We start from the raw sequence: 26998 nt of genomic DNA, 5'->3' as shown, positions 1-26998 counted from the left end.
TCAGGATTGCGCGGCGCGCGCTGCGATGCCGAGGCGTCGCTCGACCTCGGCCACTTCACGCAGCGTGCGCAGCACCGAGTCCGGATTCAGGCTGATCGAATCGATGCGCTGCTCGACCAGGTAGCGCGCCACCTCCGGGTAATCCGACGGCGCCTGGCCGCAGATGCCGACATGCCGCCCGCAGCGCCGCGCGCCCTCGATCGTCATGCGGATCAGCCCGAGCACGCCGGGGTCGCGCTCGTCGAAGTCGAAGGCGACGATGTCCGAGTCGCGGTCCACGCCCAGGGTCAACTGGGTCAGGTCGTTGGAGCCGATCGAAAAGCCGTCGAACAGCCGGGCGAAGGCGTCCAGCTGGAGCACGTTGTTCGGGATCTCGCACATCACGTAGACCTCGAGACCGTCCTGCCCGCGCACCAGGCCATGTGCGCCCAGCGCCGCGATCACCGCCTCGGCTTCCTGCACCCGGCGGCAGAATGGGATCATCAGGCGCACGTTGGAGAGCCCCATCTCCCCGCGCACCCGCCGCATCGCCTCGCACTCGAGCGCGAACCCTTCCGCATACGCCGGATGGGTGTAGCGCGCGGCGCCGCGAAAGCCCAGCATCGGGTTTTCCTCGTGCGGCTCGAAGCACTGGCCGCCCAGCAGGCTCGCATACTCGTTGGTCTTGAAGTCGGACATGCGCACGATAACCGGCTTGGGATGGAACGCGGCGGCGATCGTGCCCACGCCCTCGGCCAGCTGGCGCACGAAGTATTCAGGCGGTGACGGCCAGGCGCGCGTGAGCTGCGCGATCTGCGCGCGCACCTGCGCGTCGCCCACCCGCTCCGGATGCGCCAGCGCCATCGGGTGCACCTTGATGTGCTCGGCCACGATGAATTCCATACGCGCCAGGCCCACGCCGTCGTTGGGCAGGAAGCGGGTCTGGAACGCGGTGTCCGGATTGCCGATGTTGACCATGATGTGGGTGGCCGGCAGCTGCAAGGTCGACAGGTCGGTGCTGGTTTTATGGAACGGCAGGATGCCCGCGTACACGTGGCCAAGGTCGCCCTCCGCGCACGAGACCGTGATCTCGGCGCCGGTGCGCACGCACTCGGTGGCGTTGCCGCAGCCGACCACCGCCGGCACCCCGATCTCGCGCGCGACGATGGCCGCGTGGCAGGTGCGCCCGCCGCGGTTGGTGACCACGGCCGCCGCCGTCTTCATCACCGTGCCCCAGTCGGGCATGGTGGTGTCCGCCACCAGGATTTCGCCCGGCCTGAATGTGCCCAGCTCGCCGATATTGTGGATCACGCGCGCACGGCCCGAGGCCACCTTGGCGCCCACCGCGCGCCCGCTGGCCAGCACCGCAGCGTGCCCGTCCAGCGTGTACTCGTCCAGCACGGCGCCGCTCTTGCGCGACGCGACCGTCTCGGGCCGCGCCTGCACGATGTACAGCTTGCCGTCCACCCCATCCTTGGCCCACTCGATGTCCATCGGGACCGGGTGCCCGGCCCGGGCGCTGTAGTGGTCCTCGATGCGCAGCGCGGCGCCGGCCAGTTCCAGCACGTCTTCGTCCGGCAGGCAGAAGCGCTCGCGCTCGGCCGGCGGAGTGGGCACGTTACGCGTGGTGGTGCGCCCGCCCTGCGCATACACCATGCGCACCTCCTTGCCGCCCAGGCTGCGCCGCAGCACCGCCTGCTTGCCTTTGCGGTAGGCCGGTTTGAACACGTAGAACTCGTCCGGATCGACCGTGCCCTGCACCACGTTCTCGCCCAGCCCGTAAGCGCCGGTGACGAACACCACGTCGCGAAAGCCGGTCTCGGTATCGAGCGTGAAGATCACGCCGGCCGAGGCAAGGTCCGAGCGCACCATCTTCATGATCCCCACCGACAGGTAGACCTTGAAGTGGTCGAAGCCGTTCTCGATCCGGTACACGATCGCCCGGTCCTGGAACAAGCTGGCGAAGCAGCGCCGCACGCTGTCGAGCACCTCGCCTTCCCCGCCGATGTTCAGGTAGGTCTCGTGCTGGCCGGCGAAGCTTGCGGTGGGCAAATCCTCGGCCGTGGCGGAGCTGCGCACGGCCACAGTGAGCTCGGGCCCGTACTCGTCGCGCAGGCGCCGGTAGGCCTGGACGATCTGCTCGGCCAGTTGCGCGGGCAGCGCGGCGCCGTACACGATGTCGCGCGCGGCGCGCGCGCGCCGCGCCAGGTCGTCCACGTTGGCCGCATCCAGCCCGTCCAGCGCCGCGTGCAGCGGCTGCCACGCGCCCGCCTGTTCCATCGCGGCGCGGTAGGCCGCCGCCGTGATGGCAAACCCGTTGGGCACGCGCACGCCGCGCGCGGAGAGCTCGCGGTACATCTCGCCCAGCGACGCGTTCTTGCCGCCCACCAGCGGCACGTCCTGAGCGCCAAGGTCGGCAAACCAGCGGATGAACTCACTCGCTGCGCCCATGGCCGGCCCCGCTTCAGTGTGCTCCGGCCATGCGCCGGTCGGGCAGCACGCGCCGCTCGACCGCGGGGCGCGCTTGCGCGCGGGCGGTAACGGTGCGGGCGCGGATGGCCAGCGACAGCAGCAAGGCGCCGTTGATGATCGCGTAGATGCTGATCAGCCAGACCATGGCGATGGCGCCGGCAAGCGGATACAGGAACACCAGCGCGCCGAACACGACCGAGGCGATGCCCGACAGGGCCAGCATCCATTCGCCGTGCAGCTCGCGCCGCAGCCGGGCGGCGGCCACGATGTCCAGCACGCCGGAGACCAGCGCGTTGGCCGCGATCACCATCACCAGTACCAGCGTGGTGAGCACGGGATTGACCACCGCCACCACCGCCGCGCCGATGCTCACCAAGCCGAGCAGCAGCGGGATCCACCAGTCGTCATCCACCTTGCGGTGGCTGATGGCGCCGATCACCGACGCGGTCCCGCCGAGCATGGCGTAGGCCGCAAACAAGGCCACCAGCGTCAGCAGGGTCAGGCCCGGCCACATCAGGGCCAGCACGCCAAACAGGATGCCGAGCACGCCGCGCAGCGCCGCCACCCACCAGGAACGCACATAAAAACTGTTCATATCGACCGCCTGCCAACATCAGCGCGGCCGGGAAAGGAGACCCGGCCTGTCCGCTGTTTCATTAGGCAGGCCCGGTGAGCGACAGTTCCGCGCCTGCCTCAGGCGCGGCGGCTGGCCGGCAGGTGGCGCCGCAGCCGCCGCTGCGCCCGCAGCAGCGCCTTGAACATCGGCTGGTGCAGCACGCGCCCCATGCCGCCGGCATGGTCGATGTCCCACAAGCCCATCGGCATCCAGTCGCGCGGCGCGTGCCAGTCGCGCATGCCCAGGATCGGGTACAGGCACACCCCGCGCAGCGGCACCCCGCGCGCCAGCAGCCACTCCACCTCGCCCGCCAGCTCGTCGAGCCAGCCGGCGCGGTGCTCGCCCCAGTGCGAGGTTTCCGAAATGACGATCTCGTGGCCATAGCGCTCCCAGGCGGCGAGCGCCAGTTCGCGGAACGGGCGCCGGCGCGCGTCGTCCGGCGCCAGCCAGCTGCCCTGCTCGCCCAGCACCCACTGGCAGTTCCAGTAGTAGTTGATGCCGACCACGTCCAGGTGCGCCGGGCTGCCGCCCAACTCGGGGCGCAGGCGCCCGGCCAGCATGTCGCGTGCCTCGAACACGCCGCGTTCGTTGAAGTGGCGCGCCGCCGCCGCGGCGGCCGCGCTGGCGTCGCACGGCACCACCCGGCACATCGGGTCGGCGTGCACGAAGCGCGCGTCCGGCACCTCGGCGCGAATGGCGTCGATGCCGCGGATCGCGGCCGCCACCAGCGCCACCTTGAGTTCGCCGGCGCGCCCGCACAGGTGAGGTGCGAAGTGCGCCGCGTCACCCGCCGCCCAGGCCATGTAGGACGGCTCGTTGACCGGGGTGAACCAGAGCGTGCCGGGCAGGCGGCGGCGCAGATAGCGCGCGCACGCGCCGCAGTAGGCGGCAAAGCGCTCGGCGAAGTCGTCGGCCAGCGGGTCGGTCCCTTCCGGATAGCCGTAGTGGAACAGGTCCCAGACCACTTCGATCCCGTGGCGCAGCGCCGCCGCCACCGGCGTGCGCACAGTGGAAAAGTCGAAGCGGCCGCCGCCGCGATCGACCAGCGGCCAGCGGATCGCGTCGCGCACGGTCGCGATGCCCACCGCGCGCAGGCGCCGGTAGTCTTCATCGACGTGGCGGTGGTGCCAGGTGTCCTCGATCAGGTCGATCCACTCGCCGTCGCGGTTGTAGCCGGTCGCGCACTCGAAGCCGGCCTGGAAGAAGCTTTTGAACACGGGGTTGGCCGTGCCTTGGCTACGGGGCGGACTGCTGGCCCTGCCGCGTGTTGACCAGTTCGACCTTCATCCATCCGGGGCGGCGCTCGTCGAACGCCTTGTAGGCATCGATCGCCGACGTCATCGCCTCGTGCTGGGTGATGACGCTGGCCGGGTCGAAGCCGCCGCTCCTGACCAGCTCGATCAGGTGCGGGATGTAGCGCCGGTGGTTGCAGTTTCCCATCTTGATCGTGATGTTCTTGAGCATGGCCTTGCCGATCGGGAAAGAGGAATCGTTGGGAGGATACACGCCGATGATCGCCAGCGTGCCCGCCTTGGCCAGCGCCTCGATCGCCCATTGCTGGGCCTGTGACGGCGCTTCGCCCGGCTTCCAGTTCTGCCCGGACGGGTGCTGCACCGGCGCCACGCTCGCCACCTCCTGCCGGAACGCTTCTGCCTGCTGCTGCGCCTTCGCCGCGGCTGGGCCGTGGTGCGCGCATTCGGCGTCCACGCCCACCGCATCGATGGCGCAGTCGGCGCCGATGCCGCCGGTCAGGTCGCGCACGGCCTGCACCGGATCCTCCTCGTCAAAGTTGATCACCTCCGCGCCCTGCCGTCGCGCCATCTCCAGCCGGTCCGGCAGGTTGTCCACTGCCAGCACCCGCCCTGCGTCCATCAGCCTGGCCGAGGCAATGGCGAACTGCCCGACCGGCCCGCAGCCGAACACCACGACCGTGTGTCCGGGCTTGATGTGGGCAAGGTCGGCGCCGAAATAGCCGGTCGGGAAAATATCGGACAGCAGGATCGCCTGGTCGTCGCTGATGTCGTCCGGCAGCTTGACCAGGTTAATGCTGGCAAACGGGATCCGCGCCTTTTCTGCCTGCAGGCCATTGAATGCGCCGGACAGCGGCGGCCCGCCGTAGAACGCAGTGCCAGCCGACGGCCCGTTCGGGTTGGCGATGTCGCACTGGGCGTAATAGCCCGCGCGGCAATACGAGCAGTAGCCGCAGGCAATGGTGGACGGGATCACCACGCGGTCGCCGGGGGCCAGGTTGCGCACCGACTTGCCCACCTGCTCCACCACGCCGACAGCCTCGTGACCGAGGATGGTGCCGTCTTGCATGCCACTGAAGGTGCCGCGCACGAAATGCAGGTCGGTCCCGCAGATGGCGCTCACGGTGATGCGCACGATCGCATCGGTCGGTTGCTGCAGCGTCGGCTCGGGCACGTCCTCGAGCCGGATGTCGCCGACGTCGTGAAATACAACAGCTTTCATCGCTTCTCCTTCCACACCAGCCGGTGTGCCTGGCAATCGGATGTGAAGCAGTTTTGATTCGTGCGGCGCCAGGCAGTTCGGGACGGCGTGGCCAAAAACAAAAAAAGCCCGGCAGTGCGACACTGCCGGGCCCGGGCTTCAGGAAGCGAGGTTCAGGACGCTACAGCGGGGGCCTCTTTGGCCGCGTTGTTCAGCGCCGAACGATGGCGCGCATAGCCGAAGTACACGACCAGGCCGATCACCAGCCAGACCAGGAAGGCAATCCAGGTGGTTTTGCTCAGGAACGACATCAGCGTTGCGCAGAAAATCACGGCCAGCGCCGGGATCACCGGGACGCCCGGGCAGCGGAACGCGCGGTGCAGGTCCGGGCGCTTCTTGCGCAGCACGATCACGGCCACCGACACCAGGCAGAACGCGGCCAGGGTGCCCATGTTGACCAGCTCGCCCAGCACGTCCAGCGGCACCAGCGCGCCCAGCAGCGCAAAGATGATGCCGACCATCCAGGTTGCGAAGAACGGGGTGCCGTACTTGGGATGCACCTTCGACAGGCGGGCCGGCAGCAGGCCGTCGCGCGACATGGCGAAGATGATGCGGGTCTGGCCGTATGCCATCACCAGGATCACGGTGGTCATGCCCAGAATGGCGCCCAGGCTGACGAAGCCGGCGAACCAGTTTTCCTTGGCCACTTCGAGTGCCAGCGAGACCGGGTGGTCGATATTGTTCTTGAATTCGGCGAACGGCACGATGCCGGTCATGATGGCCGAGACCACCACGTACAGCACGGTGCACAGCGCCAGCGAACCGATGATGCCGATCGGCAGGTCGCGCTCGGGGCGCTTGACCTCTTCCGCGGCGGAGGTGACCGCGTCAAAGCCGATGAACGAGAAGAACACCAGTGCCGCCGCGCTCATCATGCCGCTTGCGCCAAACGGCATGAACGGCTGCCAGTTTTCCGGACGCACGTGCTTGGCGCCGACCACGATGAACAGCAGCACCACGCCCACCTTGATGGCGACCATGACGTTGTTGATGCGGGCCGATTCGCGCACGCCCAGCGACAGCATGAAGGTCAGGATCATCATAATGCAGAACGCCGGCAGGTTGAAATACGTGGTCACGCCCGCCTTGGCGCCCGGCGCCGCTGACAGCGCGTCCGGCAAATGGTAGCCCAGGCCGCCGATCAGCGACTGGAAGTAGCCGGACCAGCCCGCCGACACGGCCGAGGTGGCCAGGCCGTATTCGAGCAGCAGGTCCCAGCCGATGATCCAGGCAACCAGTTCGCCCAGGGTGGCATAGCTGTAGGTATAGATCGAGCCGGCAACCGGCACGGTGGAGGCGAATTCGGCATAGCACAGGGCCGCGAAGCCGCAAGCGAAGGCGCCGACGATGAACGACAGGGTCAGCGACGGCCCTGCAGTGACCGCGCCGGCGCCGGTCAGCACGAAAATGCCCGTGCCGATGATCGCGCCGATACCCATCATGATCAGGTCCATGGGGCCGAGCACCTTCTTGAGCCCGCTGTGGGAGCTGCGGCTCGCGGCAACCATGTGATCAAGATTTTTAGTTCTGAATAAACTCACTAGTCTCTCCAATTTAATAGGCGGCTTACGTTCTTGTTGTTGTCGCAAACCCAAGTTTTTCTACTGCAGTGACGACAGCTCCACCTTGCAGGCCATACATTATCGCATTCTCCACACACCCCGCGAGGCCGTTTGGCCGCTGCCGGGCACGCAGCACGCGCAAACCAGGTTCACATGGTCCACGCGCGGCGAAATGCCGCATTGAACCACTGCATGAGTTTTCGCGCAACAACAAAACCGCTGTCCATACAGGCATACATACATCACCCTTGGGCGGCGCCGCCGGCATTGAGCCTGGCCGCCCGGTGCAGGCGCACCTGCACCGCGAACATGCGGAGCGCCGCAATCACCGGCACGGACAGGAAAATCCCGGGCACGCCGGCCAGCTCGTCGCCCGCCAGCAGGCCGAACACGACCAGGATGGCCGGCACGTTCACGCCCTCGCTCATCAGCCAGGGGTTGAGGATGTAGTCCTGGAAGATGCGGTAGGCGGCAAAGAACAGCACCAGCCACCAGACGTGGCCGTAGCCGCTGAAAACGGCCACCGCGATGATCGTGAGCGCCGCGATAAGCGGGCCGAACACGGGAATGATCTCCAGCACCGCCGCCAGCCCCGCCAGCAGCAGCGTGAACGGCACGCCCAGCAGGCCCAGCGTCACGCTGTACGAGACCAGGGTGGCCAGCACCAGCAGGGCGAGCGCCCTCACGTACTGCGACAGCACGTCGTTCAGGCCACGCGCGACGTTCGACCATAGCCTGCCATCCGGGCGCTGGGCCAGCGACGCGAGAAAAGACTCGATCCAGGGCGCCTCGAGGATCATCAGGAAACTGAAGATCGGCACCACCACCACGTAGATCAGGTTGCCCGCCGCGTGGAACAGGCTGGTGCCCAGGCCGCGCACCACCGGCAGCGCCTGCGCCGTCCCGCCCTCCAGCAGGTGCTGCAGCAGGATGCCCAGCCGCACGCGCAGCGGCTCGAGCGGCGCCGGCAGGGGCAGCCGCCGCTCCAGCTCGCCCGGCTGCAACAGCTTGGGCAATTGCTGGCCCAGGTTGGTCGCCTCCGCCACGATCTGGTTGCCGAACAGCAGCCCCACCAGCCCGATGATGCTGGCGACGGCCGCGAACACCACCAGCAGCACCAGGGTGCGCGGCACGCGCAGGCCGCAGGCGCGTTGCGCCAGCGTAAACAAAGGATAGACCAGGTAGCTGAAGAACACACCGAACAGCATGACCAGCAGGGTCGTGCGCATCGTGTAGATGCAATACAGGCCAAGCAGGACCAGGGCCGCGGTCCAGACGACCCGGGCGGTGCGAACGTCGATACCGAACACGGATTCTCCCCAGCGATTGTTCCGGCGGGCAGCCGGCGAACCGATGATAAGGCCACAACGGTTTTACGCAGCGCACGTGCTGGTGCCGGGCGACCTTGACTCAACTCAAACGGCGCCGGACACCCGGGCCTATGCTCGTGCTTGATTTTGCCGCGGGGGCACCATGGCTGCTGTCGCAATTCGGGCATCCCAACTGGTCAAATGGTTCGGCGAGGGCCGGGCCCGCACGCTGGCGGTCGACCATGCCGCGCTGGAGGCGCGGTTTGGCGAAATGCTGTTCATCGTCGGCCCCTCCGGCAGCGGCAAGACCACCCTGCTGTCCATCATCTCCGGCATCCTGCGCCCCGACGAAGGCACGGTCACGGTCAAGGACACCGACATCTGGCGCCTGTCCAAGGACGCGCTGGCCGAATTTCGCCTGCGCACCGTCGGCTTCGTGTTCCAGGACTACCACCTGTTCCCGCGCCTGACCACGGCCGAGAACGTCGCCATTCCCCTGATCCTGCAAAACGTGGACTGGGACAAGGCGCTGGGCGAGGCAGAGAAATACCTGGAGGTGGTCGGCCTGCACGAGCGCATCGGCCTGCCGCCGTTCAAGCTCAGCGGCGGCGAGCAGCAGCGCGTGGCCATCGCCCGCGCCATCGTGAGCCAGCCCCAGATCCTGGTGCTCGACGAACCGACCGCGTCGCTGGACGGCGACACCGGGCGGCGCATCCTGAGCTTCGTGCACGACCACATCCTCAACGACCAGCGCTGCATCCTGATCGTCACTCACGATGCCCGCATCTTCGAGTATGCCGACCGCATCCTGCGCATGGAGGACGGCCGCATCACCGGGACCGTCACGGGAACGGAATGAACAACCGTTTCATCTTCCTGCTGTCGGTCGTGGGCGTGCTTGCCGCCTTTGCCACCGCCTGGCTGACTGGAAGGCCGACGGTGGCCCAGCCGCCGGTATTCAACCCGGCACAGAACCCGTACGCACAGGGCATCTACGCCAACGGCATCATCGAGAGCGCGCAGTCGCACGGCCAGAACGTGAACATCTACCCCGAGGTTTCGGGCACGATCCGCAGGATTCTGGTGAGCGAAGGCGACGCCGTACGCGCGGGCGCCCCGCTGCTGCAGATCGACGACAGCATTCAGCGCGCCACGGTTGCCCAGCTGCGCGCACAGATGGAGGCCGCCGCCACCACCCTGCAGGCGCTGCGCGCCCAGCCGCGCAAGGAGACGCTGGCCGTATCGCAGGCGCAGGAAAGGCAGGCGCGCGCCGACCTGGAGACCGCACGAAACCAGTACGACAAGCAGCAGCGTTCGTACCAGATCGAACCGCGTTCGGTGAGCCTGGACGCGCTCGACACCGCCCGCAACAAGCTGGAAACCGCGCAGGCCGCGCACGCCGTCGCGCAGCGCCAGTACGAGCTCACGCGCGCGGGCGCATGGAGCTACGACATCCGCAACCAGGAACGCCTGGCCAGCGCGGCCGATCGCGCCTACCAGGCCGCGGCCGCCCTGCTCGACCGCTACACGCTGCGCGCGCCCGTCGATGGAGTCGTGCTGTCGGTGAACGCTGCGCTGGGCAGCTACGCTTCGCCGCAGGGCGTGTACGACAGCTACACCCAGGGCGCGCTGCCGGCGCTGGTGATGGGCGCGGACACCGGGCAGTACGACGTGCGCTGCTACATCGACGAGATCCTCATCAGCCGGTTGCCGGCGCCGGAGCGCATCGTGGCGCAGATGGCGATCCGCGGCACCAATGTCAAGCTGCCGCTCCAGTACGTGCGGGTGCAGCCGTATGTGTCGCCCAAGATCGCGCTGTCGAACCAGCGCCAGGAGCGCGTGGACGTGCGTGTGCTGCCGGTGATCTTCCGTTTTACACGGCCGCGCGACGTGCGCGTGTACCCGGGCCAGCTGGTGGACGTGTACGTCGGCCGGCGCAACTAGCGGCATGCCATGCGCCGCGCCTGCACCGCCACTGCCGCCGCCTGCCTGCTGACCGGCTGTGCCGCCGGCCCCGATTTCGTGCGCCCCGCGCCGCCGCCGGACAGCGGCTACCTGCCGGCAGGCCAGCCAGCCGGCGGCGTGCAGGTCTTCCACCCGGGCGCCGCAGTCGCCCCCGACTGGTGGCGCTTGTTCGGCTCGCCCGAACTGGACCGCATGATGCGCGCCGCGCTGGCCAACAACGCCACGCTGCAGGCCGCCCAGGCCGCGCTGCGCCAGAGCCAGGAAGAGCTGCGCGCCGGCCGCGGCGTGTTCTGGGCGCAGCTGGACCTGGCGTTCTCGGCGCAGCGGCAAAAGGCCGCACCGCTCACCTCGGGCCTGACGGCGCTGCGCGGCGTGTTCAATGTGTTCACGCTGGGCGGCACGATCAGCTATCTGCTGGACGTGGCCGGCGCCAACCGCCGCACGGTGGAGGCGCTGGGCGCGCAGGCCGACTTCCAGCGCAGCGAGATGCTCGCGACGTGGCTGTCGCTGTCGGGGAACATCGCCACCACCAGCATTGCGCGCGCCGCCTATGCGGCACAGATTGCAGCCACGCGCGAGCTGGTGCGGCGCCAGGCCGAGCAGCGCGACATCGCGCGTACGCAGGCTGCCGCCGGCATCGCGCCCTTCTCCAGTGTGCTCAGTATAGAAAGCCAGCTTGCCAGCAGCCGCGCGTCGCTGCCGGCGCTCCAGCAGCGCTACGACCAGGCCACGCACCTGTTGGCCACGCTGGTCGGCCGCTCGCCCTCGCAATGGAGCGCGCCGCCGGTCGCGCTCGACCAGCTCACCGTGCCGCGCGACCTGCCGCTCACGCTGCCGTCCGAACTGGTGCGACGGCGCCCCGACATCCTCTCGGCCGAGGCGCGCCTGCACGTGGCCAGCGCCGACATCGGCGTGGCGACCGCGGCGCTGTTCCCGAAAGTGAGCCTGGCCGCCAGCTACAGTACCGAAGGCCGCGAGATCGAGCACATGACCGGCCCGCGCGGCAGGTTCTGGCAGACCGGCGCCGTCGTGGACCTGCCGCTGTTCCACGGCGGGACGCTGGCGCACCAGCGCAACGCCTCCGTCGAGGCCTGGCGCGGCGCGCTGGCGAACTACCGTCAGACCGTGCTTGCCGCATTCGCGCAGGTGGCCGACGCCTTGAGCGCGCTGGGCCACGACAGCGACGCCGTGGCGGCCCAGCAGCAGGCGCTGAACGCAGCCCGCCAGGCGCTCGCACTGCTGGAAGCGAACTACCGGGCGGGACTGGTGAGCTACCTCGACGTGCTGGCCGCCGACGCCCAGCTGCAGCGCGCCCGAATCGATTTTATCCAGGCCCGCGCCCAGCAACTGCAGGACAGCGCCGCGTTGTACCTGGCGCTGGGCGGCGGCTGGTGGGGCCTGCCCGCGCAAAGCCTGCAGGGACCAGCGCCATGAAGCTGCCTGGCCACTGGCGCCTCGCCTACAAGCTCTTGACCAACGACCGCGGCAAATTCTTCGCCCTGCTGGTCGGGATTACCTTCGCGGTGTTCCTGATGGTGATGATGACGTCGATCTTCGCGGGGGTGCTCAAGCGCTCATCGGCCACCGTGACCAACATCGGCGCCACGGTCTGGATCATGGACCCGGCAGTCAACACGGTGGCCAACACGATTCCCGTGCCCGACTACCTGCTGGACGCGGTGCGCAGCATTCCCGGCGTGCGCTATGCGGTGCCGATGTACACCGGCGGCGCGCTGGTCAAGCTGCGCAGCGGCCACTTCCAGTCCGTCAGCGTGATCGGCCTGGACGACAGCACGCTGTTTGGCCGCCCGCCGCTCGAAGCGGGCAACATCCAGGACATCTACGGCGAGAACGGTTTCATTGTGGTGCGCGACGCCGAATACCGCAAGCTGGAAAATCCCGGCATCGGCACCGAATTCGAGCTCAATGACCACCGCGGCGTGATCGTCGGGATCGCCCGGGTGGCGGCCGGCGGCCTGTTTGGCGTGCCCACGCTGTACACCACCTACAACCGCGCGATCCAGTACATCCCGTCCACGCGCTTCACGATTTCGTACATCCTGGTCGAGGTGAAATCGCCGGCCGCCATCGGGCAGATCAAGCGCGAGGTCACGCGCCTGGGCTACCTGGCCCTGACCCGCGACGAGTTCATCGCGCGCATCAGCGACTTCTACAAGTACCAGACCGGCGTGGGCACCAATATCCTCTTGATGACCGTGATCAGCTTCATCGTCGGACTGTCGATCTCGGGCCAGACCTTCTATACCTTCATCCTCGAAAACCTGGACAAGTTCGGCGCGCTCAAGGCCATTGGCGCCAAGAGCCGCGAGCTGGTGGTCATGATTCTGTTCCAGGCCACGTTCACCTCGCTGACCGGGTATGGCCTGGGCGTGGGCCTGTGCACGCTGCTCATCTCGCTGGCCAAGCTGCGCCTGCCGAACTACGCCTCGCAGATCACCTACGGGAACCTTGGGCTCGCGCTCGGCATGGTGGTGCTGATCGCGGCCATGTCGAGCTACATCGGCATCCGCAAGATCCTGCGCATCGAAGCCTTCGACATCTTCCGCGGCTAGCGAGCGCGCTGCCGGTAGCCACGGCCGCCGCGGCCGAACAGCGGGCAGTAGTTGGTGCTCGACTCCAGGTTGGGTCCTGCCCTGCCGCTGCCATCGACCACGCGGATCCAGCCGTCCGGATGCGCCGGCGACGGCGTTTCGCCGCAATTGGTGTGCACGAAATGGATGCCCACGCCGCGGTCGTACAGCTCGCCGCACAGCGCGAGCTTGTCGCCCACCCGGATGGCGTCGATCGGCGCCGGCACTTCGGGCCGGTCCGGCTGGTAGCCGCTTGCGAACACGTTGTCGATCGCCACGTCATACACCTGACCGTCCTGGTCGGCGCGCAGCTTCAGGTGCGTGTGCGACAGCTCCACGCCCTTGCGGAACTGCCCGTGCGTGAACTTCGGGCCCTTGACCACGGTCCCCGACACATACGAGCCGCGCGCCGCCTCGCAGGCCTGGCGCTCATCGGCAAAGGCGGCAGTGGCCGCCGCCAACAGTGCAATTGCGAGCAAAGATCGTTTCATGTTCTCCGGTGATGGTGGTGCCGCCCCGACACGTGCGCGGAGCGCGGCACCGGATATTGTACGCTGAGCACGCCCCGCGTTATGATCCGCGACCATGTATTTACTCGCTCGCCCCGCCACCCTCGCCGCAGCCCTGCTGGCCTGCCAGTTTGCCCACGCGGCCCGGCCGATGGTCACGGACGACGCTTCCATCGTGGCGCCGCGCGAGTGCCAGGTCGAAGCATGGACCGACCGCCATCCGGGCGATATCCAGTACTGGGCGGTCCCGCACTGTAACCCTGGCGGCGACTGGGAACTGGCCGCGGGCGCGGGCGAACTGCGCCCTACCCCGGCGCACGCTTCCACCTCGGGCCTGCTGCTGGCGAAGACCGTGTTCCGCCCGCTGGACCCCAACGGCTGGAGCGCCGGAATGACGCTCGCCAACCAGTTCGGCCGCGGCAGCGGGCTGCTCTCGAACGCAACCCTGAACGGGCTCCTTACCTTCTCGTTGATGGATGACGCGGTGCGCGTGCACGTGAACGCCGGCTGGCTGCGCGTGCACGAGGCGCGCTCCGGCCCGAGCTGGGGCGTAGGCGGCGAATGGACCGCCAGCCCGCGCTGGAGCCTGACGCTGGAGACCTATGGACAGGGCAGCACCTATGCCCAGGCGGGGTTGCGCTACGCCGCGCTTTCGGGCCAGGTCATCCTGGATGCGGCGCTGGGCGACCGCATCAACCTGCGCGGCAAGGAGCGCTACCTGGCGTTCGGCCTGACCTTTACCGGGCTGTCGCTGCGCTGACGCTCACTTCGGTTCCAGCCCGGGCAGCTTCAGGCGCCCGAGGTGGTAGTCGTACTCGTACACCTCGCCATAACGCCCCCATTCCACCGCAATCTCCAGCGTGCGCTTGGCCTCGTCCGACTCCATGTGCTCCTCCAGCAGTTCCAGGAATGGCTGCTCCGACACGGTGCCGCTTTCGTCCGCAGTCAGGCGCTCGCGCACCAGGGCGGCCAGCGGCACGTTGGCCAGCAACTGGCGCCCGAAGATCTCCTGCCGCTCCTGCTGGTCGGCGCCGGCATAGCGCATGCCCAGCGGCGTGAGCATGATGTCGCCCGACTCCACCTGCGACAGGCCCAGCATGCCCATCGCCTCGTAGGTCGGGAACAGCTCCTCGTCGGGCAGCTCGGCTTCCTCGGCCAGCTTGGGCAGGTCGGCACGGCCGTCGAACGGTGGCTGCGCGACCAGGTCGAGCACGGCCTCGATGCGGTCGATGTCGGTATCGGGCAGCCGATAGTCCGGTTGCACGGGGGCGGGCACGGCGCCGGCGGCCACCAGCGGCGCCGGGCGCATGGTCATCAGGCCGTACACCTGGTCCACCAGCGCGCGCACCCGCGGCGAGTCCACGTCGCGCGGGCGCGGCAGGTTGATCGCCACCTCGCTCACGATGCGCCCCGGATCGCTGGACAGGATGATGATGCGGTCGGCCATCATCACCGCCTCCTCGATGTTGTGCGACACCACGACGATGCCGCGCGTGGGGATCTGGTTGCTGTCCCACAGGTCGAGGATGTCGTTGCGCAGCGTCTCGCCGGTCAGCACGTCGAGCGCGGAAAACGCCTCGTCCATCAGCAGCACGTCCGGATTGGTCACCAGCGCCCGTGCGATGCCGACGCGCTGGCGCATGCCGCCGGAGAGCTCGCGCGGCAAGGCGCCGCCAAAGCCGGCCAGGCCGATCATCTCGAGCACCGCATCGGCGCGCTGCTCACGCTCGGCCGGCGGCACGCCTTGCGCCTCCAGGCCCAGCTCCACGTTCTGCTGCACGGTCAACCAGGGGAACAGCGCAAACGACTGGAACACCATCGCCACGCCGGGCGCCGGACCGTCGATCGGCCGCGCGCGATAGCTGGCGCGCCCGCCGTCGGCCGGGACCAGCCCGGCCATGATCCGCAGCAGCGTCGATTTGCCCGAGCCGGACTTGCCCAGCAAGGCCACGATCTCGCCCTTTTGCAGGGCGAAGTCCACCTTGTCGAGGATGCGGCGCGGCGCGCCTTCGGCACTGGTGAAGGTCTTGCCGACGCCTTCGAGCGCGATCAGGATTTGTTCGGTCATCATGCCTCCTTACAGGCTGCGGTCGCCGGCGAGCAGGTACAGCTTGCGCCAGAAGAACCGGTTCAACAGCATCACGAAAATGCACATCACGCCGATCCCGAGCGCGATGCGGTGGAAGTCGCCCGCATCGGTCATCTGCTTGATGTAGCTGCCAAGGCCCTGGGCGGCCAGCGTGGTTTTGCCCCAGGTGACGTATTCGGCCACGATACTCGCGTTCCACGAACCGCCGCTGGCGGTGATGGCGCCGGTCAGGTAGGCCGGGAACACGGCCGGCAGGTACACCCGCTTCCATTTGAGCCAGCCTTTCAGGCCCAGGTTGTCGGCGGCCAGCCGCAGCTCGGTGGGCACGGTCGATGCGCCGGCCACCACGTTGAACAGGATGTACCACTGGGTGCCGAACACCATCAGGGGGCTGAGCCAGATGTCCGGATTGAGCCGGAACGTGACCAGCACGAACACGACCACCGGGAACATCAGGTTGACCGGGAACGCAGCCAGAAACTGCGCCACCGCCTGCACGCGCTGCGCGTAGCGCGGACGCAGGCCGATCCATACCGCGACCGGCACCCATACCAGCGAGGCGAGCGCGATGAGCAGCATCACGCGCAGCAGCGTGGCCAGGCCAAGCAGCACCACGTGACCGACCTCGGCCCAGCCCACTTGCGCATGCACGTACACGATCAGCCGCAGGCTGGCGTAGCAGGCAGCGAGCGCGAGGAAGCCATCCCACAGCCGTGGCAGCGCGCGCTGCCAGGCGGCCGTCGCCTGTGCGCTGGCCCGCACTGCCGGCACGCCGCCGAACCATCCCAGCGCGCCGCGCATGCGTGCCCAGAATCGGTCCGCCAGCCGGCGCATCCAGCGGCTGCGCCGGCCCCAGTCCAGCAGCCACGAGCGTTGCGCGGTCTCGCCCTGCGATTCCTCGAAGCGGAACTTGTCGGCCCAGGCCAGCAGCGGCCGGAAGAACAGCTGGTCGTACAGCACGATCCCGGCCAGCATCGCCACGATCGCCGCGGCGACGGCGCGGCCGTTCTCCTGCTCGATCGCCACCGCGATGTAGGCGCCGATGCCGGGCAGCTTGATGTCCTGGCCGGCTACCGAGATCGCCTCGGCAGCCACCAGGAAGAACCAGCCGCCGGACATCGACATCATCATGTTCCATAGCAGCGCCGGCATCGCGTACGGCAGTTCCAGGCGCCAGAAGCGCTGCCAGCCCGACAGGCAGAACACCCGCGCCGCCTCGGACAGCTCGGCCGGCACGGTCCGCATCGACTGATACAGGCTGAACGCCATGTTCCACGCCTGTGAGGTAAAGATCGCAAACACCGCCGCGCACTCCACGCCCAGCAGGCTGCCCGGGAACAGCGCAATGAAGGGTGCGATCGCGATCGCCTGGAAGCCCAGGATCGGCACCGACTGCAGGATGTCGAGCAGTGGAATGAGCACCTTTTCGGCCGCCCGGTACTTGGCGGCGACCGCCGCGAACACGAACGAGAACAAGAGCGAGCAGCCAAGCGCCATGAACATGCGCAGGATGGTGCGCAGCAGGTAGTACGGCAGCACCGCCACATCCAGCGAAACCGGCGTGGCCTGGCCCAGCACGAACGGGCGCGCCATCTGCATGGCCCCGTAGGCGGCCGCGGCCAGCACCGCCAGCACCAGCGGCAGCAGCACCCAGTCCCAACGATTGGGCCCGCGCGCGGCCCGGCCCTGGCCGGCCTGCCGCACATTGAAGAACTCGAACATCAACACATCCCTGCCCGCACGCGCGCGGGCGCCCAGGCGCGCTTCTGGCGCCTGTGGTTGACCCGTCGTTTGGCCGCGCTTGCGGCATCGATGGTGCGCCGGCACGCGCGCAGGCAAACGCCGCCGCGCACCATGCCGGGTTTGCGTGTGTTGCTGACAATACGAATGCGCCGGCCTGGACCGGCACACAAAGACGCCATCATCCGTGGCAGGATGACGGCAGGGGACGGGGAACGCCTGCGTTATCTTGCCAAGGAAGCGCCAGCCTCGTGCTGGCTACAACTGTCGCTTGAACAAGTGCCCATGAGTGGACCCGAAAAATGAAAACAGCGCGAGTGTAAGTGGGCAGTGGCTGCTCCGTCAAGGCGAAAAGCGACCGCGGCCGGCCACGCCTCAGGCCAGCGACAGCCCAAGGTCCACCAGCGTCAACCCGGCCGAGCAGGCCATCAGCACGGCCGTGATCCAGCCGGGCACCGCCAGCCGGCGCGGGATCACGAAGCGGCCCATGACCTTGGGGTTGCGCGCGATCGACAGCAGCAGGAACAGCAGCGGCACGCTCAGGATGCCGTTGATGACGGCGCTGGCGATCAGCGCACGGATCGGGTCGATGCCGATGAAGTTCATCGCCATGCCCAGCAGCGTGGCCACCGCGATCACCGCGTAGAACCGGCGCGCCTGGTAGGGCTTGTAATCGAGGCCGGTGCGCCAGCGGAACGCCTCGCCCATCGCGTAGCCGAGCGAACCGGCCAGGGTGGGCACCGCCAGCATGCCGGTGCCGATGACACCGATCGCAAACAGCAGGAATGCATGGCGCCCCGCCACCGGCTCGAGCGCGCGGGCGGCCTGTTCAGCCGATTCCACCTGGGTGATGCCGTGCGCGTTCAGCGTCACGGCGGCGGTCAGGATGATGAAGAACATCACGGCATTGGACACCGCCATGCCCAGGTAGGTATCCACCCGTATCTTCATGAACTGCTGGCGCGCCTGGCTCGGTGCAATGCGCACCGGCGCCTCGTGCGGCGTGTTGCGCTGCTCCTCCACTTCGAGCGAGGACTGCCAGACGAACAGGTAGGGGCTGATCGTGGTGCCCAGCACCGCGGTGAGCATGGACAGGTAGCCATGCGAGAACTGCAGGCGCGGCACCAAGGTGTCGCGCGCCACCTCAGGCCACGGTATCTGCACGAAGAACACGATCCCGACGTAGGCGAACACGCACAGGCCCAACCACTTGAGCAGCGACGAGTAGGCCGAATACGACAGCACGGTCAGCGCGACGACCGACACCACGCTGATCGCAACCGGGTACAGGTGCAGGCGGTCGCGTCCCAGCACCAGTTCCATCGATGCGGCCATGCCGCCAATGTCGGCGCCGATGTTGATGATGTTCGAGATCGCGATCAGCACCACGACCATGTACATCAGGCCCGGCGGATAATGCCGCCGGATGTTGCCCGCCAGGCCGTGGCCGGACACGCGGCCGATGCGCGCGCTGATCTCCTGCACCGCCGCCATCAGGGGGAAGGTGAACAGCGACACCCACAGCATGGCCGTGCCGAACCGGGCGCCGGCCTGCGAGTAGGTCGCGATGCCGCTCGGGTCGTCATCGGCAACGCCCGTGATGAAACCGGGGCCGACCTGACGCAACGCTTCTTTCCACTCCGGCTTCATGGGCGGAGGCTAACACATGTCGGTCCGTAGGGTGGGCAGGTTTCCTGCCCACGCGTTCAGGTCAGGCGTGCTCCGCCTGGACGCGTGACGGGAGCTCAGCGCGCCGGCGCGATGCGCCAGATCACGCCGCCGCCATCGTCGGCCACCAGCAGCGCGCCATCGGCCGCCACCGTCACCGCCGCCGGGCGGCCCCAGACGTCGCGGTCCGACAGCACCATGCCGGTCATGAAGTCCTCGTATTCGCCGGTCGGCACGCCCTTCTTCATGAACACGCGTACCAGCTTGTAGCCGGTGCGCGTGCCCCGGTTCCACGAGCCGTGCAGCGCAAGGAAGATGTCGCCCTCGAACTCCCTGGGGAACGCGTGCTTCGCGCCGGCCGGGGCGTGGTACACCACCATGCCCAGCGGCGCCGAGTGGGCCTGCAGCAGCGTATCCGGCACGATCGCCTTGCCCTTCAGGTCCGGGCGCACGCCCTTCAGGCGCGGCTCTTCGTGGTCACCAATGTAGTACCAAGGCCAGCCGTAAAAACCGCCCTTCTTCACACGCGTCACGTAATCCGGCGGCAGGTTGTCGCCGAGCTCGTCGCGCTCGTTCACGCTGCACATCAGCTCGCCGGTGCCGGGATAGACCAGCATGCCGACGCAGTTGCGCAAGCCCGTCGCATAGGTGCGGCGGTTGCCGCCGTCCGGATCGAAGGCGAGCACGGCGGCACGGTCGGTCTCCACGCCCCACGCGCCGCCAAGGCCGTGCCTGGCTTCCCACTGCGCCAGCGGCTCGGGCGGCTGGGCGCCAATGTCAGACGCGTAGTTGGTGGCCGAGCCGACCGACACGAACATCGTCTTGCCGTCCTGCGAGAAGGCGAGCGTGCGCGTGACGTGGCCGCCGGACGTGCCCGCCAGCTGCGCCACCACCACTTCGGGCTCGCCGCGCGCGGCCAGGTCGCCGTTCGAATACGGGAAACGCACCACCGAGTTCACGTTGGCCACGTACAGATATTTGGGGTGCGCGCCGGACGGGTAGAACGCCATGCCGTAGGGACGCGTGAGGCCGCTTGCGAACACGCTCGCGCTCTCGGCGCTCTCGCCATTGGACGAGCGCAGCACCTTGATCTGGCCCTTGGCCGGCTCGGCCAGGAAGATGTCGCCATTGGGGGCGCGCACCGGCAGGCGGCCCTTCTCGGGGTCGGTGGCGAAGATGCTCACCTTGAAGCCGGGCGGCACGGCCGGTAGCGCACCTTCCGGACGCGGCGCGAGCTTGGAACCGTTGCCCGCGCTGCTGCTGGCAAACGGCGCAACGAGTTCGGCTGCCGTAATGCGGTGCCGTTTGCCGGGCTTGTTCTCGCCCCATGCCGCCGCGTCCGCACGTGCCGCCGTGCCCGCCGTGCCCGCCGCCGCTGCCGGCCCCTGCGCCGGCCCGCTCAGGCTGGCCAGGTAGTCGATCAGCGGCTCGCGCTCGGCCTTGTCCGGCACCATCACCGGCATCGTCGTGCCCGGCACCGCCTGGTCGGGATCGACAAGAAACACGTCGAGCTCGGCGCGGGTCCAGGTGCGGCCGCTCGCGCCGGCCTTGACCATCGCTTCGCTATAGTTGTAGCCGGGCGCCGAACCAAGCTTGCGCCCCAGCAGCCCATACAGGCTTGGGCCGGAGCGCGAACCCATCTTCGGATCGACCGTATGGCACTCGGCACAATTGTTTTCAAAAAAGGTCTGGCCGACCGAGGGCGCGGCGTGGACCACGTTTGCCGCCGCCAGCGCGGCGAGCAGCACGGCGTGAACCGTCAGGATCTTGCGTCGCAAGGGTTTTCTCCTCATTATTCTTTTAGGTTCGCCCATCATAGGGCAAGAAGCTAACTTGCGATAAGTTTTTGATGTCTAACCCGGCACAACCTGGAGGACGAATCGATGAACGAGGAAACCCTGAATCTCAGCGTGCGCAAATTCCTGAAGATGGTGGGCGTCAAATCCCAGCACGAGATCGAACAGGCCGTCGCGCGCGCGCTGGCTGCGCGCCAGATTGCCGCCGACGCGGTGTTGCCGGCAACAATGACGCTCGAGGTGGCGGGCCTGCAGCTGAAGGTGCGCTTTGACGGCGAGATCGCGCTCGAGTGACTGCTTGAAGAAGCGCAGGGTGCGCTCTTGAGCCCTCCCAGCATGAACCGGTCCGCCAAAACAAAAAACGCTGCAGGCTTGCGCGTGCAGCGTTCAGGAATTCTTGGTGGGAAGTGCAAGTTTCGAACTTGCGACCCCTGCAGTGTGAATGCAGTGCTCTACCCCTGAGCTAACCTCCCGTTTGATCCGGGAGTGCTTCCCGTTCAACGAGGCGTATTATGACAGGTCTCTTTCTGTTTGTCACCCCTGTTGAGAATAATTTCTCCAAACACAGCTGCCTTTCGCCGCCTTGTCCAGCCCGCCCAGCACGCTTTCGTGGAGCGCTTCCTCTTCCGCGTTTGCCTTGAGCACGATGATCTCGCCCAGCGGCACCGCTTCCAGCAGGTCGCCCCCGATCGCTGCCTCGACCTCCACCTCCATCGACAGCGTGTTCTGGCCGCGCGTCATCGCCAGGTACACATCGGCCAGCAGCTCCGAGTCGAGCAATGCGCCGTGCAGCTTGCGATGCGCGTTGGAGATGCCGTAGCGGTCGCACAGCGCGTCGAGCGAGTTGCGCTTGCCGGGGTGCAGTTCCTTGGCGTGCACCAGGGTATCGATCACGCCGGTGCAGTGCTCGATGAACTCGGGCAGGCCCAGGCGCGCGAACTCGTGGTTCAAAAAGCCCAGGTCGAACGGCGCGTTGTGTATGATGATCTCGGCCCCGCGCACATATTCGCGCAGCTCCTCGACGATCTCGTGGAACCTGGGCTTGTCGCTCAAGAACTCGGTGGTCAGGCCGTGCACCGCGAGCGCGGCCTCGTCCGAGTCGCGCTCCGGGTTGATGTAGCGGTGGAAGTTGTTGCCGGTGAGCTTGCGGTTGAAGATTTCAACGCAGCCGATTTCAATGATGCGGTCGCCAGTGCGGGGGTTCAAGCCGGTGGTTTCGGTATCGAGGACGATCTGGCGCATGACGTGTTACGGATGAGTTGGAACGTCGCGAGTATAGCAAACCCGCGGCCCGCTCATCGACGCACCGACGCCACACCCCGGTTGGCCAGCACGTCGGCGCGCTCGTTGCCGGGATGGCCGTTGTGGCCGCGCACCCAGCGCCATTCGACTTCGTGCTGCTGCTGTGCCGCGTCGAGCGCGCGCCACAAATCCTCGTTCTTCACCGGCTCCTTGGTCGAGGTCTTCCAGCCGCGCGCCTTCCAGCCGTGAATCCACTCCGAGATGCCCTTCTGTACATACTGGCTGTCGGTGTGCAGCACCACCTGGCACGGGCGCGTGAGCGCACCGAGGGCCTCGATCACGGCCTTCAGTTCCATGCGGTTGTTGGTGGTGTTCAGTTCGCCGCCGAAGATTTCCTTCTCGTGGCCGTTGGACACCAGGAGCGCGCCCCAACCGCCCGCACCGGGGTTTCCCTTGCAGGCGCCATCGGTGTAAATCTCTACTTTCGTCGTCATGCCGCCCTTATTTGACTCGTTCATTCCTGTTTGCGGCCGGCACGGTCTGCGCGGCCTTGGTGGGTTTCTTGTTCCAGGCCGGGCCGATCAGGCGCATGCCCTTGACCCGCTTGATCGCATGCACGATGTACACCGCGCCGAGGTAAGGCCACCACTTCTGGCCGGCCGATTCCATCACGGAAAAACGGTCAAGCCATTGCTCAGTGCGAAAAGGCGGCGCGTAGCAGCCGAAATGGCTGCGGCTCTCGCCCAGATTCAACAATTTTAACCAGTCTTTCAGGCGCGGCAAAGAGATGAACTCGCCGGCCGCCGGCAGGTAATCGCTGCGCGTGATCTTGCCCACGCCCTGGCGCACGCCCCACATGCTGGCCGGATTGAAGCCGCAAATGATGACTTGCCCTTCCGGGATCAGCACGCGCTCGACCTCGCGCAGCACCTGGTGCGGCTCGGCCGCAAACTCGAGCACGTGCGGCAGCACCACCAGGTCCAGGCTCTGCGAGGCGAACGGCAAGTCGGCAAAGTCGAGCGCCACCGCGACCTGCTTGCCATGGGTGATCGCCAGCTCGTCCACCGTCGAGGTGCGCGTTGCCGCCTGCCACTTGTTGGGCATCCGGTTGGCCGCCAGCGCGTCGATTTGCGGCAAGCCGATCTGGATGGCATTGAAGCCGAAGATGTCGGCCGTCAACTCATCGAGGCAGCTCTGTTCCCACGCGCGCACGTAGGCGCCGGCCGGCGATTGCAGCCAGTGGTCGAGCGCTATAATGGATTTTTCGGATGCAGCACTATCCATGCCTACCCTTTGTCGAATCGAACACGATAATGAGCCTGCCGCAAAGTAGCCTTGCCGTTCTCGCCGTGCCGGCGTTCAAGGACAACTACCTGTGGCTGATCCATGACGGGAACCATGCCGCCGTGGTGGACCCCGGCGACGCCGCGCCCGTCATGGCAGCGCTGGAGCGCCACAAGCTCGCGCTGACTGCCATTCTACTCACCCATCACCATGCTGACCATATCGGCGGCGTGCCGCACTTGCTGTCGCGCCATGCGGTACCGGTATTCGGGCCGCGCCACGACGGGATTGCCGCTGTGACAAATCCGGTCGGCGAAGGCGACCATCTGGCCGTGCCGGGGCTGGACCTGGAGCTGGAGGTGCTGGACGTGCCGGGCCACACGCTGGGCCACATCGCCTACGTCAAGCGGCGCGGCGTGCGCGCGGTGTTTTGCGGCGATACCCTGTTTGCGGGCGGCTGCGGGCGGCTGTTCGAAGGCACGCCGCAGCAGATGGCGGGCTCGCTGTCCAAGCTGGCCGCGTTGCCGGATGACACGCTGGTGTATTGCGCGCACGAATACACCTTGTCGAACCTGCGCTTTGCCGAAGCCGTCGAGCCCGGCAATGAAGCGTTGATACGCCGCATCGCCGACGAGAGCGCCAAGCGCGCGATGGACCTGCCGACCGTGCCTTCCAGCATCGGCAGCGAGAAGGCGACCAATCCCTTCCTGCGCTATGCCGAGCCGGCGATCACCGCCAGTTTGGTCAAGGCAGGCAGGCTCGCGCCGGGCGCCACGCCAGTGCAGGCGTTTGCGGCCCTGCGCGAATGGAAGAACGTGTTCTGACCACATGAGAACGTCGTTCCGGCGAAAGCCGGAACCCATGCGTCGTGTGCGCAGCCGTCATGTGCCGACTGCTTGGCAAGCTCAGCATGGGTCCCGGCGTTCGCCGGGACGACGTTACTGGTATTGCGAGGCTTAGATTTCTTCGTACAGCGGCAGCGTCAGGAACTCGGCAAAGTCCTCCGACGTCGACATCTGTTCGAAAATCTCGGCGGCGCGCACGTAGCTCGGATTATCGCCGTTCGGCGCCACCGCCTTCACCTTGGCCAGTTCCTGCGGGATCATCGCGCGCACCATCTCGGCGGTGACCTTGCGGCCGTCCTCCAGCACACCTTTGGGCGAACGGATCCACTGCCACACCTGCGAGCGGCTGATCTCGGCGGTCGCGGCATCTTCCATCAGGTTGTGGATCGGCACGCAGCCGTTACCGGCCAGCCATGCACCGAGGTAGTGGATGCCGACGTTGATGTTGTAACGCAGACCGTCCTCGGTGATCGGCGCTTCCGGACGGAAGTCCAGCAGGTCGGCGGCCGTCACCTGCACGTCGTCGCGCTGTTTGTCGATCTGGTTCGGACGCTCGCCCAGCACCTTCGTAAATTCGGTCATCGCCAGCTCGACCAGGCCCGGGTGCGCCACCCAGCCACCGTCGTAGCCATCGGTCGCATCGCGCGACTTGTCGGCGCGCACGCCTCCCATCGCGACCTCGTTCCTGGCCGGGTCGTTCTTGATCGGGATGAGCGCCGACATGCCGCCGATGGCCGGCGCGCCGCGCTTGTGGCAGGTCTTGAGCAGCAGCAGTGCGTAAGCGCGCATGAACGGCGACGTCATCGTCACCTTCGGACGGTCGGCCAGGCAGAAGTTCTTGTCGAGCTTGAACTTCTTGATGCACGAGAAGATGTAGTCCCAGCGGCCCGCGTTCAGGCCGGCGCTGTGCTCGCGCAGTTCGAACAGGATCTCGTCCATCTCGAACGCGGCCAGGATGGTTTCGATCAGCACGGTGGCCTTGATCGTGCCCTGCGGCAGGCCAAGCTCGCGCTGGGTCATGATGAAGATGTCGTTCCACAGGCGCGCCTCGAGGTGCGATTCCATCTTCGGCAGATAGAAGTACGGGCCGGCGCCGCGCGCCAGCTGCTCCTTGGCGTTATGGAACATGAACAGCGCGAAGTCGAAGATGCCGCCGGAGATGCGCTTGCCGTCCACCAGCACGTGCTTCTCGTCCAGGTGCCAGCCGCGCGGGCGCACGACCAGGGTCGCCACCTTGTCGTTCAGCTTGTACGATTTGCCGCCCTGCTCCAGCGAGATCGTGCCGCGCACGGCGTCGCGCATGTTCAGCTGGCCGGTGATCTGGTTGTCCCAGTTCGGCGTGTTCGAATCCTCGAAGTCGGTCATGTAGCTGTCCGCGCCCGAGTTGAGGGCGTTGATCACCATCTTGCGCTCGACCGGGCCGGTGATCTCCACGCGGCGGCATTCGAGCGCCTTGGGGATCGGCGCGATCTTCCAGTCGCCGGCGCGGATGTGCGCGGTCTCCGGCAGGAAGTCCGGGCGCTCGCCGGCATCCAGGCGCCGCGCACGCTCGGTACGGGCGGCCAGCAGCTGCTGGCGGCGCGGCTCGAACTCGCGCGACAGTTTGGCGACCAGTTCCAGTGCCTCCGGCGTCAGGATCTGTTCGTAGCCGGGCTGGATCTCGGCCCGGATTTCCATTCCGGCTGGGGTGACGATGGCCATGTGCAATGCTCCTGTTTTCGAAAGTTGAGGAAATCTGTCGTGCTGCACTGCGAAGCAGTATATGCCAGCAGCGCGCTTATCATCACTCAAGTATATTCACTCCGCAGTACCTAAACGATACAATTGATCACTTCATCTCTCACTTTTTGTATCAAATCCAAATGGGCAAATTTCGCCAGATTTCTACCTTTGTCGAGGTCGTCTCCAAGGGCAGCCTGTCGGCCGCGGCGCGGGCCGAGGGCATCGCGCCGGCCATGATCGGGCGGCGCCTGGATGCGCTGGAGGCGCGGCTGGGCGTCAAGCTGCTGCAGCGCACCACGCGCCGCCTCGCGCTGACCGACGAAGGGGCTGCCTTTCTGGAGGATTGCCAGCGCATCCTGGGCGAACTGGAAGAGGCGGAAGCGGCGGTCTCGGAACGCAGCGTGCATGCCACGGGCAACCTGTTGATCTCGGCGCCGGCGGGCTTCGGGCGCCAGCACGTGGCGCCGCTGATCCCCTCTTTCCTGGCCGAGCACCGCGACCTGACCGTCAACCTGAACCTGTCCGACCGCATCGTGGACCTGATCGGCGAAGGGGTGGACGTGGCGATCCGCATCGCCAGCCCGGTGGACTCGAACCTGGTGAGCGTAAAACTAGCCGACAACCACCGGGTGGTGGTCGCCTCGCCCGCCTACCTGAAGCGCCACGCCGCCCCGCGCACTTTGGCCGACCTGGCGCGCCACCAGTGCCTGGCCATCAGCAGCGAGGGCAGCCAGCGCGGCTGGACCTTCCTCGACAAGGGCAAGATCGTGACCCTGAAGGTGGCCGGCAGCATGGTCTGCAACGACGGCGCCGTGCTGCACGACTGGGCGGTCGCCGGCAAGGGACTGGCCTGGCGCTCGATGTGGGAGGTGGCGGCGCAGATCGAGGCCGGGCGCCTGGTCACGGTGCTGGACCAATATGCGGCGCCGGGCAACGACATCTACGCGGTGTTTCCCCAGCGCCGGCACCTGCCGCTGCGCATCCGCGCCTTCGTCGATTTCCTGCGCCGCGCCTACGCCCGGCCGGATTACTGGAGAACTTCTGAAGGGAAATAGAAATGGAACAGGCAAAAAAAAAATCCCCGGAAGTTCCGAGGA

General features: G+C 67.2%; 23 protein-coding genes and 1 tRNA gene. 8 read left to right on the top strand and 16 right to left on the bottom strand.

The window, feature by feature from the left end:
- From ppsA to NX773_RS16440, 6 genes are all read right to left on the bottom strand, one after another.
- Positions 1 to 2430, bottom strand: a complete 2430-nt coding sequence (ppsA, locus tag NX773_RS16465) for a phosphoenolpyruvate synthase (protein ID WP_258857400.1) — start codon at positions 2428 to 2430, stop codon at positions 1 to 3.
- 13 nt (positions 2431 to 2443) lie between these two features.
- A complete protein-coding gene (locus NX773_RS16460) occupies positions 2444 to 3046 on the bottom strand; it encodes an HdeD family acid-resistance protein (protein WP_258857399.1) in 603 nt (200 codons plus the stop codon).
- 98 nt (positions 3047 to 3144) lie between these two features.
- Entirely contained in the window at positions 3145 to 4284 is a 1140-nt protein-coding gene (locus NX773_RS16455) for a glycoside hydrolase family 1 protein (RefSeq protein WP_258857398.1), read from the bottom strand.
- 19 nt (positions 4285 to 4303) lie between these two features.
- Positions 4304 to 5539 carry a zinc-dependent alcohol dehydrogenase gene (locus NX773_RS16450; protein ID WP_258857397.1) on the bottom strand — a complete coding sequence of 412 codons (1236 nt, stop codon included), beginning with the start codon at positions 5537 to 5539 and terminating at the stop codon, positions 4304 to 4306.
- Between the two features lie 152 nt (positions 5540 to 5691).
- Positions 5692 to 7119, bottom strand: coding sequence for a branched-chain amino acid transporter BcaP (gene bcaP, locus NX773_RS16445; protein ID WP_370662260.1), 1428 nt, complete (start codon positions 7117 to 7119; stop codon positions 5692 to 5694).
- A 263-nt stretch (positions 7120 to 7382) separates the two neighbouring features.
- Complete coding sequence (locus NX773_RS16440; protein WP_258857395.1) at positions 7383 to 8450, bottom strand: AI-2E family transporter; 1068 nt, start codon at positions 8448 to 8450, stop codon at positions 7383 to 7385.
- A gap of 163 nt (positions 8451 to 8613) precedes the next feature.
- On the opposite strand from NX773_RS16440, the gene NX773_RS16435 reads away from it, so the two are divergent.
- Genes NX773_RS16435 through NX773_RS16420 form a run of 4 tightly spaced genes read left to right on the top strand, consistent with a single transcriptional unit; the run spans position 8614 to position 12988 of the window.
- A complete protein-coding gene (locus NX773_RS16435) occupies positions 8614 to 9309 on the top strand; it encodes an ABC transporter ATP-binding protein (protein WP_258857394.1) in 696 nt (231 codons plus the stop codon).
- On the top strand, positions 9306 to 10394 hold the full coding sequence (locus NX773_RS16430; protein WP_258857393.1) for an HlyD family secretion protein: 1089 nt from the start codon (positions 9306 to 9308) through the stop codon (positions 10392 to 10394). Before NX773_RS16435 ends, NX773_RS16430 begins: the two co-directional genes overlap by 4 nt.
- A 9-nt stretch (positions 10395 to 10403) precedes the next feature.
- Complete coding sequence (locus NX773_RS16425) at positions 10404 to 11849, top strand: efflux transporter outer membrane subunit (protein ID WP_258857392.1); 1446 nt, start codon at positions 10404 to 10406, stop codon at positions 11847 to 11849.
- 2 nt (positions 11850 to 11851) lie between these two features.
- Positions 11852 to 12988, top strand: a complete 1137-nt coding sequence (locus NX773_RS16420; protein ID WP_258857447.1) for an ABC transporter permease — start codon at positions 11852 to 11854, stop codon at positions 12986 to 12988.
- Here the strand turns inward: NX773_RS16420 and NX773_RS16415 are convergent.
- Complete coding sequence (locus NX773_RS16415; RefSeq protein ID WP_258857391.1) at positions 12985 to 13497, bottom strand: hypothetical protein; 513 nt, start codon at positions 13495 to 13497, stop codon at positions 12985 to 12987. The two genes, NX773_RS16420 and NX773_RS16415, sit on opposite strands and share 4 nt — an antisense overlap.
- Before the next feature lie 94 nt (positions 13498 to 13591).
- On the opposite strand from NX773_RS16415, the gene NX773_RS16410 reads away from it, so the two are divergent.
- Positions 13592 to 14275: a PA4824 family protein gene (locus tag NX773_RS16410; protein WP_258857390.1), complete on the top strand. Its 684-nt coding sequence runs from the start codon at positions 13592 to 13594 to the stop codon at positions 14273 to 14275.
- A gap of 3 nt (positions 14276 to 14278) precedes the next feature.
- On the opposite strand, the gene NX773_RS16405 is transcribed toward NX773_RS16410, so the two are convergent.
- The 4 genes from NX773_RS16405 to NX773_RS16390 form a co-directional block, all read right to left on the bottom strand.
- The gene (locus NX773_RS16405; RefSeq protein WP_258857389.1) at positions 14279 to 15583 is read right to left on the bottom strand and encodes an ABC transporter ATP-binding protein; all 1305 of its coding nucleotides are present in this window, start codon (positions 15581 to 15583) and stop codon (positions 14279 to 14281) included.
- A gap of 9 nt (positions 15584 to 15592) precedes the next feature.
- Positions 15593 to 17326 (bottom strand): ABC transporter permease, encoded by a 1734-nt coding sequence (locus NX773_RS16400; RefSeq protein ID WP_258857388.1) that lies wholly within the window; start codon positions 17324 to 17326, stop codon positions 15593 to 15595.
- Between the two features lie 393 nt (positions 17327 to 17719).
- On the bottom strand, positions 17720 to 18994 hold the full coding sequence (locus NX773_RS16395) for an Nramp family divalent metal transporter (RefSeq protein WP_258857387.1): 1275 nt from the start codon (positions 18992 to 18994) through the stop codon (positions 17720 to 17722).
- A gap of 95 nt (positions 18995 to 19089) precedes the next feature.
- Positions 19090 to 20790 (bottom strand): PQQ-dependent sugar dehydrogenase, encoded by a 1701-nt coding sequence (locus NX773_RS16390; protein ID WP_258857386.1) that lies wholly within the window; start codon positions 20788 to 20790, stop codon positions 19090 to 19092.
- A 105-nt stretch (positions 20791 to 20895) separates the two neighbouring features.
- Between NX773_RS16390 and NX773_RS16385 the strand changes: the two genes are divergently transcribed.
- The gene (locus NX773_RS16385) at positions 20896 to 21102 is read left to right on the top strand and encodes a DUF6494 family protein (protein WP_258857385.1); all 207 of its coding nucleotides are present in this window, start codon (positions 20896 to 20898) and stop codon (positions 21100 to 21102) included.
- Positions 21103 to 21206: 104 nt separating this feature from the next.
- On the opposite strand, the gene NX773_RS16380 is transcribed toward NX773_RS16385, so the two are convergent.
- The 4 genes from NX773_RS16380 to NX773_RS16365 form a co-directional block, all read right to left on the bottom strand.
- A tRNA-Val gene (locus NX773_RS16380) sits at positions 21207 to 21281 on the bottom strand.
- Between the two features lie 61 nt (positions 21282 to 21342).
- The gene (gene dnaQ / locus NX773_RS16375; RefSeq protein ID WP_258857384.1) at positions 21343 to 22050 is read right to left on the bottom strand and encodes a DNA polymerase III subunit epsilon; all 708 of its coding nucleotides are present in this window, start codon (positions 22048 to 22050) and stop codon (positions 21343 to 21345) included.
- A 53-nt stretch (positions 22051 to 22103) separates the two neighbouring features.
- On the bottom strand, positions 22104 to 22544 hold the full coding sequence (gene rnhA, locus NX773_RS16370) for a ribonuclease HI (protein WP_258857383.1): 441 nt from the start codon (positions 22542 to 22544) through the stop codon (positions 22104 to 22106).
- Positions 22545 to 22551: 7 nt separating this feature from the next.
- Positions 22552 to 23334 (bottom strand): class I SAM-dependent methyltransferase, encoded by a 783-nt coding sequence (locus NX773_RS16365; protein WP_258821567.1) that lies wholly within the window; start codon positions 23332 to 23334, stop codon positions 22552 to 22554.
- A gap of 29 nt (positions 23335 to 23363) precedes the next feature.
- Here NX773_RS16365 and gloB point away from each other — a divergent pair, with 29 nt between their 5' ends.
- Complete coding sequence (gene gloB, locus NX773_RS16360) at positions 23364 to 24158, top strand: hydroxyacylglutathione hydrolase (protein ID WP_258857382.1); 795 nt, start codon at positions 23364 to 23366, stop codon at positions 24156 to 24158.
- A 132-nt stretch (positions 24159 to 24290) separates the two neighbouring features.
- On the opposite strand, the gene aceB is transcribed toward gloB, so the two are convergent.
- The gene (aceB, locus tag NX773_RS16355) at positions 24291 to 25880 is read right to left on the bottom strand and encodes a malate synthase A (RefSeq protein ID WP_258857381.1); all 1590 of its coding nucleotides are present in this window, start codon (positions 25878 to 25880) and stop codon (positions 24291 to 24293) included.
- Between the two features lie 161 nt (positions 25881 to 26041).
- Between aceB and NX773_RS16350 the strand changes: the two genes are divergently transcribed.
- A complete protein-coding gene (locus NX773_RS16350; RefSeq protein WP_258857380.1) occupies positions 26042 to 26956 on the top strand; it encodes a LysR family transcriptional regulator in 915 nt (304 codons plus the stop codon).
- The last annotated feature ends 42 nt before the right edge of the window (positions 26957 to 26998 follow it).

Source organism: Massilia solisilvae (genome assembly GCF_024753215.1).
Lineage (GTDB): Bacteria > Pseudomonadota > Gammaproteobacteria > Burkholderiales > Burkholderiaceae_D > Telluria > Telluria solisilvae.
The sequence above is the reverse complement of the archived record's forward strand: the minus strand, read 5'-3'. Positions and strand labels throughout refer to the sequence as shown.